General features: G+C 53.3%; 6 protein-coding genes and 1 tRNA gene. 3 read left to right on the forward strand and 4 right to left on the reverse strand.

Annotation, left to right across the window (positions count from 1 at the left end):
- Window positions 1-31 precede the first annotated feature (31 nt).
- From M3200_RS00045 to M3200_RS00055, 3 genes are all read right to left on the reverse strand, one after another.
- Entirely contained in the window at window positions 32-1,060 is a 1,029-nt protein-coding gene (locus M3200_RS00045; protein ID WP_231939268.1) for a YitT family protein, read from the reverse strand.
- Between the two features lie 222 nt (window positions 1,061-1,282).
- The gene (locus M3200_RS00050; protein ID WP_022381497.1) at window positions 1,283-3,175 is read right to left on the reverse strand and encodes a subtype A tannase; all 1,893 of its coding nucleotides are present in this window, start codon (window positions 3,173-3,175) and stop codon (window positions 1,283-1,285) included.
- A gap of 122 nt (window positions 3,176-3,297) precedes the next feature.
- Entirely contained in the window at window positions 3,298-4,212 is a 915-nt protein-coding gene (locus M3200_RS00055) for a radical SAM protein (RefSeq protein WP_022381498.1), read from the reverse strand.
- Window positions 4,213-4,438: 226 nt separating this feature from the next.
- On the opposite strand from M3200_RS00055, the gene ispE reads away from it, so the two are divergent.
- Window positions 4,439-5,299, forward strand: coding sequence for a 4-(cytidine 5'-diphospho)-2-C-methyl-D-erythritol kinase (gene ispE / locus M3200_RS00060; RefSeq protein WP_022381499.1), 861 nt, complete (start codon window positions 4,439-4,441; stop codon window positions 5,297-5,299).
- Between the two features lie 62 nt (window positions 5,300-5,361).
- Here ispE and M3200_RS00065 read toward each other — a convergent pair whose 3' ends face one another.
- Complete coding sequence (locus M3200_RS00065) at window positions 5,362-5,823, reverse strand: MerR family transcriptional regulator (protein WP_022381500.1); 462 nt, start codon at window positions 5,821-5,823, stop codon at window positions 5,362-5,364.
- A gap of 109 nt (window positions 5,824-5,932) precedes the next feature.
- Between M3200_RS00065 and M3200_RS00070 the strand changes: the two genes are divergently transcribed.
- Both M3200_RS00070 and M3200_RS00075 read left to right on the forward strand, forming a co-directional pair.
- On the forward strand, window positions 5,933-6,763 hold the full coding sequence (locus tag M3200_RS00070) for an alpha/beta hydrolase (RefSeq protein WP_022381501.1): 831 nt from the start codon (window positions 5,933-5,935) through the stop codon (window positions 6,761-6,763).
- A 22-nt stretch (window positions 6,764-6,785) separates the two neighbouring features.
- A tRNA-Tyr gene (locus M3200_RS00075) sits at window positions 6,786-6,863 on the forward strand.
- The last annotated feature ends 11 nt before the right edge of the window (window positions 6,864-6,874 follow it).

Here is a 6,874-nt window from a genome sequence, read left to right on the forward strand (position 1 = left end):
GATTGCACATTTTGTCACAGCCCCTTCATTTTTATTTCTGGTCGACTTTGGGTGGTGTTTGTTCGCCTTTGTAGGGATGGGCTTCTGCGTCCATTTCGAACTGCCACATGCGGGTGGGGACGACGTCGCCTTTTTCGTCGCAGGTGTAGCGGATGGACTGGGGGATATTGCGGCCGGCGGCGAGGGGGCTGGTGAAGCCTCTTCCGATGACGTCGGTGGTGTTCATGAGGAAGACGAAGGCGTGCGGGTCGATGTCTTCTACGAGGTGGCGGACGCGGGTGACCTGGGTGAGGTCGACGATGGCGAAGATAATTTTCTTGTCAGCGCCGGAGAAAGCGCCCTGGCCGTAGAGGAGGGTCGCGCCGTGGTGGATGGTGCGCAGGATGGCATCAGAGATTTCAAGCGGCTTGTCGGAGACGATGAAGGCTGCTTTTCTCTGGGCAAAACCAAGGACGAGACGGCTGGCGAGGTTCGCATTGATGTACATGCCGATCAGGGTGCAGATGGCTGGTTCCAGAGCGAAGATCCATGCACTGGCCATGACGATGATGAAGTTCAGTGCGAAGACGACGTAGCCGATTTCCAGGTTGTAGTACTTCTTGATGATGGCACCGATGACGTCGAGGCCGCCGGTATTGCTGTTGTAACGGTAAAGGATACCCATGGCGACGCCCAGGACGACACCGCCGGAGATGGCAGCGACGATCGGGTCCTTGACGACGTGGTAGTCAGCCAGGAAGGCCGTGAGGTCGATGAAAAGGGAAAGGAGAACGGTCCCGAGGATCGTGATGATGGTGTAAAATTTCCCCATGAATTTCAGGGAGAGACCGAGGATTGGGAGGTTCAGGACAAGGTTCGTGACGCCGATCGGAATGCCGGTCAGGTAGTATACAATCATGGCGATACCTGTCAGCCCGCCAGCCAGGAACTGGTGCGGGACGAAGAAGGCATTGACGCCGACGGAATAAATGAAAGTGCCTAGGATCGTAATCGCTATAATGAAAGCCAGACGTTTCCAGAAGAGCGGTGTGCGGTATTCGGACATCGAAAGAAATGCCATTTTGGTTCCTTTCTGCAGGGCGCAAGAAACGCGGGCCATAGGCAACAAAGCAGCCCGCGGAATTACATTCATCTCATTATATCAGAAGATGTCAAGCATGGTAATTTTATTTGGCGCAGGATGCATGGAAATAAGGAAATCGGGCAAAAGTGCGGGATTTCCGGTTGCCTCATTGGTGGTTCCATAGGAAAAAGCCCCCGATGGAGGCTTTTCCGTGAGCATTTATTCTTTTGCTGTGACTTCTTTGACCCAGGCGATGAAGTTGCCGGTCGAATTGCCGGTGCGTTCTGCCATGGTGTGCTTCTGGTTCCAGACGGTCGTGAAGAGGACGTTCTTCACGTCTTTTCTCTGCTTCAGGCCGAGGTAAAGGTTGAGCTCGGTATTGAGAGCGGTGTCACCCTGGAAGAGGCCGGTATTGATACGCCAGTGGTTGGCAAGGACGGACGGCTTTTCTTCATCGTTCGGAATGAGGATAAATGTCATCGGATCGTACATGATCTGGCGGATGATGGAGGGGACGCCGAGGCTGTCGACATTGTCCATTTCGTCATAGTAAGATTTCCTGATGTTGTCATTGTAGTCCGCGTAAGCGCTGTAGCGGTCCTTGTTGTGTTCCATGAGCCAGGACATGCCGCCGTCGAAGTGCATGGCGCTGACCTTGCCATTGCCGAAGAGGAGGTTTTCTGCCTGGGAGAGCGTGGTGCTGTCGAAGGCGCCGATGCCTTTGGATGCTTTCTTGAGGCGGGACGTGAAGGCGCCGATGGATGTGATCTTTGCCGTATTCGTCTTGGCGTCATAGGTGATCCACGGGTTGTCGCCGTTCAGGCTGTCGATGTAGTCCTGCGGGGTCTGGTAGGTATGAGGCTCGGTCGGTGTGTCCTTCGGGAAAGGCTTGCCGCCAGGGACCATGGAGGTCGGGCGCTGCTGCGGGCCCTGTCCCGGGAAGCCGCCGTCCATATGGAAATCGCTGCCTCCCAAGGTGAGCGGGAATTTGTTGTCCGAGAGGAAATGGTTGAGCGATGTTTCAATGACACCTCTCATGTAGTCATAGTATGTGCCGCTCGCATTGATGCCGTTTCCGTCCCAGCCCTGCGAAAGGGTGAGCAGATTTCCATTTTCATCCTTGAGCTGCATGTTGTTCAGGTAAGCGGCATAATTTCTTGCCATGTCCTGAGAAATCGCGCGGGTCCATGTGCCGTAGGCTCTCTCGCCGTCGTTCGCATACTGGCCCATCATCCATTCATAGGAGAAATCGGCCTGCGTAAGGTTCGTGATCGGGCACCATGCCTGCGCGCCGTCGATGGCATCGCTCAAAGGCTTTCCCTTTGCATCGGTCATGAGTGCGCCGATGGAGGAAAGGTACGGTCCGAAGAAATCACTGTCGCCGGTCGCGCCCATGAGTGCACTCTGCGCGCCGCCGCCGCTGTGGCCGAAGGTGAAGATGCGGTTCTTGCTGCCCGGGATGAGACTGTCATTGTAGCGGAGGTAGCGGACAGCGGCCTTCAGGTCCGTGACGCCCCAGGGAGCGCCGCCGACGAATTCCGTACCGTCCGGGTTCGTGCCGTTTTCTCTTCCGCGGCATCCTGCAAAGACATAGACGAAGCCTTCGGAGAGGTACGTATTGAGACCGTTAGGATAGTAAGCGGACGGCGCTTTCTGCGCGGCGTATCCGCCCGTATTGACCGGCATGACGATCGGTGCAGTCTTAGCTGTGTAGTTTCCTACCTTTGCCTTGTCATTGATAACGGCCGTGTACGTGCCGTCCTGATTTTTCGTGCCCTTCATATAAGCGCCCGGGACGTAGACAGCGAGCTGCTCATATTCCGTCGCAGCCGGCTTTGTGCAGTAGACGAGGCCGATCTGGTAGTAAATATCATTCTTCTCATCGTAATTCCACTTGGCGGGGTTCACTTTGATCGATTCAGCCGTGAGCGGAGCCTTGGCCGTTTCTTTGGAGTCTGCCTTGTCTGTCTTTGAAGCCGTCTGTACAAAGGCAGCTGTGGTCTTGAAGACCTGTGCTGCTGAAGGCGTCTCATCAGCAGCAGATGCGAAGGATACGGGAGCGAGGCCCATCAGCACAGCGGCTGAAAGGGCGAGCCATTTCTTGGATACCATATTATTCCTCCTTAACAAAAGAGCCGCGGATCGTCTTCCAATCCGCGGCATTTCATTCTCTCTGAATCATTTCTGATTGTTTTTATTATAGGAGTTTGAAGGGGAAAAATCAAACGACGGACTTAGAATTTGCTCCAGTCGTGGTTGTAGATATCCCAGTGCTTCTGTTTCTTCAGGTAAGCGATGCTTTCATCGATATCCGCAAGGAGCTGGTCCTTGTCTCTCGGCAATGTTGCTGCGAGGCGGATGTAGTTGGAAACGTGGTTGCTTCTGAAAATCATGTGTTCCGTTTCCGGAAGGTCAAGGTGCTCGATGATGACCTTCAGCTCTTCCATGAGTCCTGCCGGGGTGAGCGGTGTGAACTCGCCGCGTTCGAACTGATCCTTCAGTTCGCTTCCGCGGTAGAGCATGAGGGAGAGTGCGGAAAGATGGGTCGGTTTGATTTCATTGATGGCTTTTGCGGTGGCCAGGGCATGTCTTTCACTGCCCGGAACGCCTGCGATGCCAAGGATGATCATGATGGAAAGCTGCATGCCGGCTGCGCGTACGCGCTTGCCGACTTCGATGGACTGCGGGCCGTCGACGCCTTTGCGGATATCGCGCAGGGTCTGGGAATCGCCGGATTCCATGCCGTAGTAGAGGATCTGCAGGCCTGCTTCACGAAGCTGGGTCAGTTCTTCCACGGACTTTCTGAGGATATCTCCAGGAGCGGCGTAAGATGCGACTCTTTCCAGGTTCGGGAAATATTTCTTGAGCGTATTCAGGATTTTCAGAAGACGTTCGGTTTCGAGAACAAGCGCATCGCCGTCAGCGAGGAATACGCGGCGGACACCATCGCGGTCGACGGAGTAAGCCATGGCGATCTGGCGCATGATTTCTTCATCGGTAAGTTTTTCAAACTGGACGCCGCGGTACATGTTGCAGTAAGTGCAGTGGTTGTGCGCGCATCCACGAGTCACGCGGAGGATGAAGCTTTCTGCTTCACTCGGCGGACGGTAAACTGGGGTTTCGTAGTCGTCAAAAAATAATCCTGGCATACGACCATTTCCTTTCAAAGTGGGACATTTTTAATGATACTGTTTTGCAAAATAGTTACATACAGTTTTAACAATCACTATTATACATAGTTCTCTTGAAAAATACAACAACAAATTTAAATGTTTAAATATTAATAATTCAAAGGAATGGTATAATGAGTATGGAAGATAGATCACTATAAAATGAAGAAAAAAAATGCCGAAAATGGCAGGAAAAGAGGTAATCATGATCACGGAAACAGCGCGCGCGAAAATCAATCTGACGCTTTGGGTCGGGAGGAAGAGGCCGGACGGCTACCACTCGATCGATTCCGTCATGCACAGCATATCGCTCTCAGATGAAATTACACTGGAGAAATCGAATGAGATCCTCCTGACAGTCCTCGAAGGCGATGCGCCGGCAGGACAGGAAAACCTCATGGTCCGCGCCGCTGAAGCATTCTTCGCCGTGACAGAACTGGAAGGAGGCGTCTTCCTGACGCTGAAGAAACGAATCCCTTCAGGTGCCGGCATGGGAGGGGGCTCTGCCGATGCAGCCGCCGTCCTGCGCGGACTTTCCAAAGCTTACGAGCATCCGCTCAGCAAAGAAGATCTCCTTAAAGTCGCAGCCAGGATCGGCGCCGACGTTCCCTTCTGCGTAGAAGGAGGGGCATCGCGCTGCCAGGGCATCGGGGAAATCCTGACACCGGCCAGAGCCTGGGAAGGCCTGCCGCTCGTCATCGCCATGCCGCCGCTCTTCATGCCGACCGGTCCTGCGTACCAGAAGCTCGATGAAAGAAAAGAACTCAGCATCGACAAGACAGAAGACTGCCTCAAAGCGCTCGAAGAAAGAGACTGGGAAGGCCTCGCCGATTCCCTCTCCAACGACTTCGAACTCGGACTCTTCCCGAACTCCCCGGGACTCCTCTCGGCCGCCCGCTATGTCCAGAGCTTCGACTGCCCCGCCGTCATGACCGGCTCAGGCTCCGCTTTCTACCTCATCCCCGGAAGCCACGAAGAAGGACAGTGGATCGTCGAACAGATCCACGAAGAAAAACCAGACTGGTTCGCCCAGACAGCAGAAACCGTCGGAAGACATGAATTGTAAAAATAGAAATCTCCCTTTGGGTCCAGGAAATTTGGATTCCAAAGGGAGATTTTTTAATGCTCTCAATTTTCAGATGTCTGAGGATTTGGTAAAGAAGGCATGGCTGTGATGAATTCATCTGCGTGGGGCAGTTTGTCCTTGGCGAAGAGATGCTTTTCCGTTCCTGCTTCGACAGCTTTCTGGTAATACTCGCATTTGTAATTGATGACGTCGAGGATTTTCTTCCATTCCTCGATCTGCTTTTCCATTTCTTCCTTGCGGCGGAGGAAAAGGTCGAGGCGTTTCTGAAGCGTGCTGTCGCCTTCGTGGACCCATTCGGAGAACTGGCGGATTTCCTCGATGGAAAGCCTTGCACTCTTGAGGCACTGGACAATCTGGAGAGAGGCGAGGTCGACGTCAGAGAAGCGGCGGTATCCGGACTCGGTCCTTTCGAGGAAGGGGAGAAGGCCTTCCTTGTCATAATAACGGAGCGTCGTCGCCGGGATGCGCGTCATTTTGGAAACTTGCTGGATGGTATATGACATATTTCCTCCCATTTTTTTGAAAATGCTATTAACCTTAGAGTTAAGTCTAATGTTACACTCTATTCGTAAAAGAAGCAAGGTATGGAATTCAACCACAGGAGGAACCAAGATGAATAAGAAAATGATGAAACGCGCTCTCACGCTCGCTGCATTCGGACTTCTCATGGCAGGCGGCATGATGAATGCTTCTGCTATGGACCGCGCGCCCGTCGCAGCTTCCAAAGCGCCGGCTGAAACGATCGACGCTTCGAAGCTTTCGAACGCATGGGACAAGACATTTCCTGAAGATGCAAGGGTAAGCCATAAGAAAGTGACCTTCCACAACAGATACGGCATCACTCTTGTCGGCGACCTTTATACGCCAAAAGACATGAAACCGGGTGAAAAACTGGATGCCATTGCCGTGGCCGGCCCGTATGGCGCCGTGAAGGAACAGGTCTCCGGACGCTATGCACAGGAACTGGCGGCCCGCGGTTTCCTGACACTCGCCTTCGATCCGTCTTACACAGGGGAATCTGGCGGACAGCCGAGAAACACCACATCCCCGGACATTGATACCGAAGATTTTCTGGCAGCTGTCGATTACCTGTCCAACAGGCCTGATGTTGATCCGCAGAAAATCGGCGTCCTCGGCATCTGCGGCTGGGGCGGCTTTGCCATCAATGCGGCATCCATGGACCCGAGAATCAAAGCGACCGTGACATCCACCATGTACGACATGAGCCGCGTCATCGCCAACGGCTACTTCGACTATGACAAGACACCGGAACAGATCAAGGCAGAAAGAAAAGCCCTTCGTGAAATGGTCAGCGCGCAGAGAACGCTCGACTACAAGAACGGCACCTACAAGATGGCAGGCGGCGTCCCGGAAACCGTCACCCCGGACATGCCTGAATTCGTCAGAAACTACCACGACTTCTACCAGCCGATTTCTGTTTAAGTGCAAATGAATAGTAATTCATGCCGTATTGTCAACCAATTTTATTATGTTATTCTTCGTAATGAGAGGGTCGTAGGTTCAAATCCTATTAGTGGCTCCAAAGTCTAAGGG

The sequence above is a fragment of the Dialister sp. CAG:357 genome (genome assembly GCF_000435155.1).
Classification (GTDB): domain Bacteria; phylum Bacillota; class Negativicutes; order Veillonellales; family Dialisteraceae; genus Dialister; species Dialister hominis.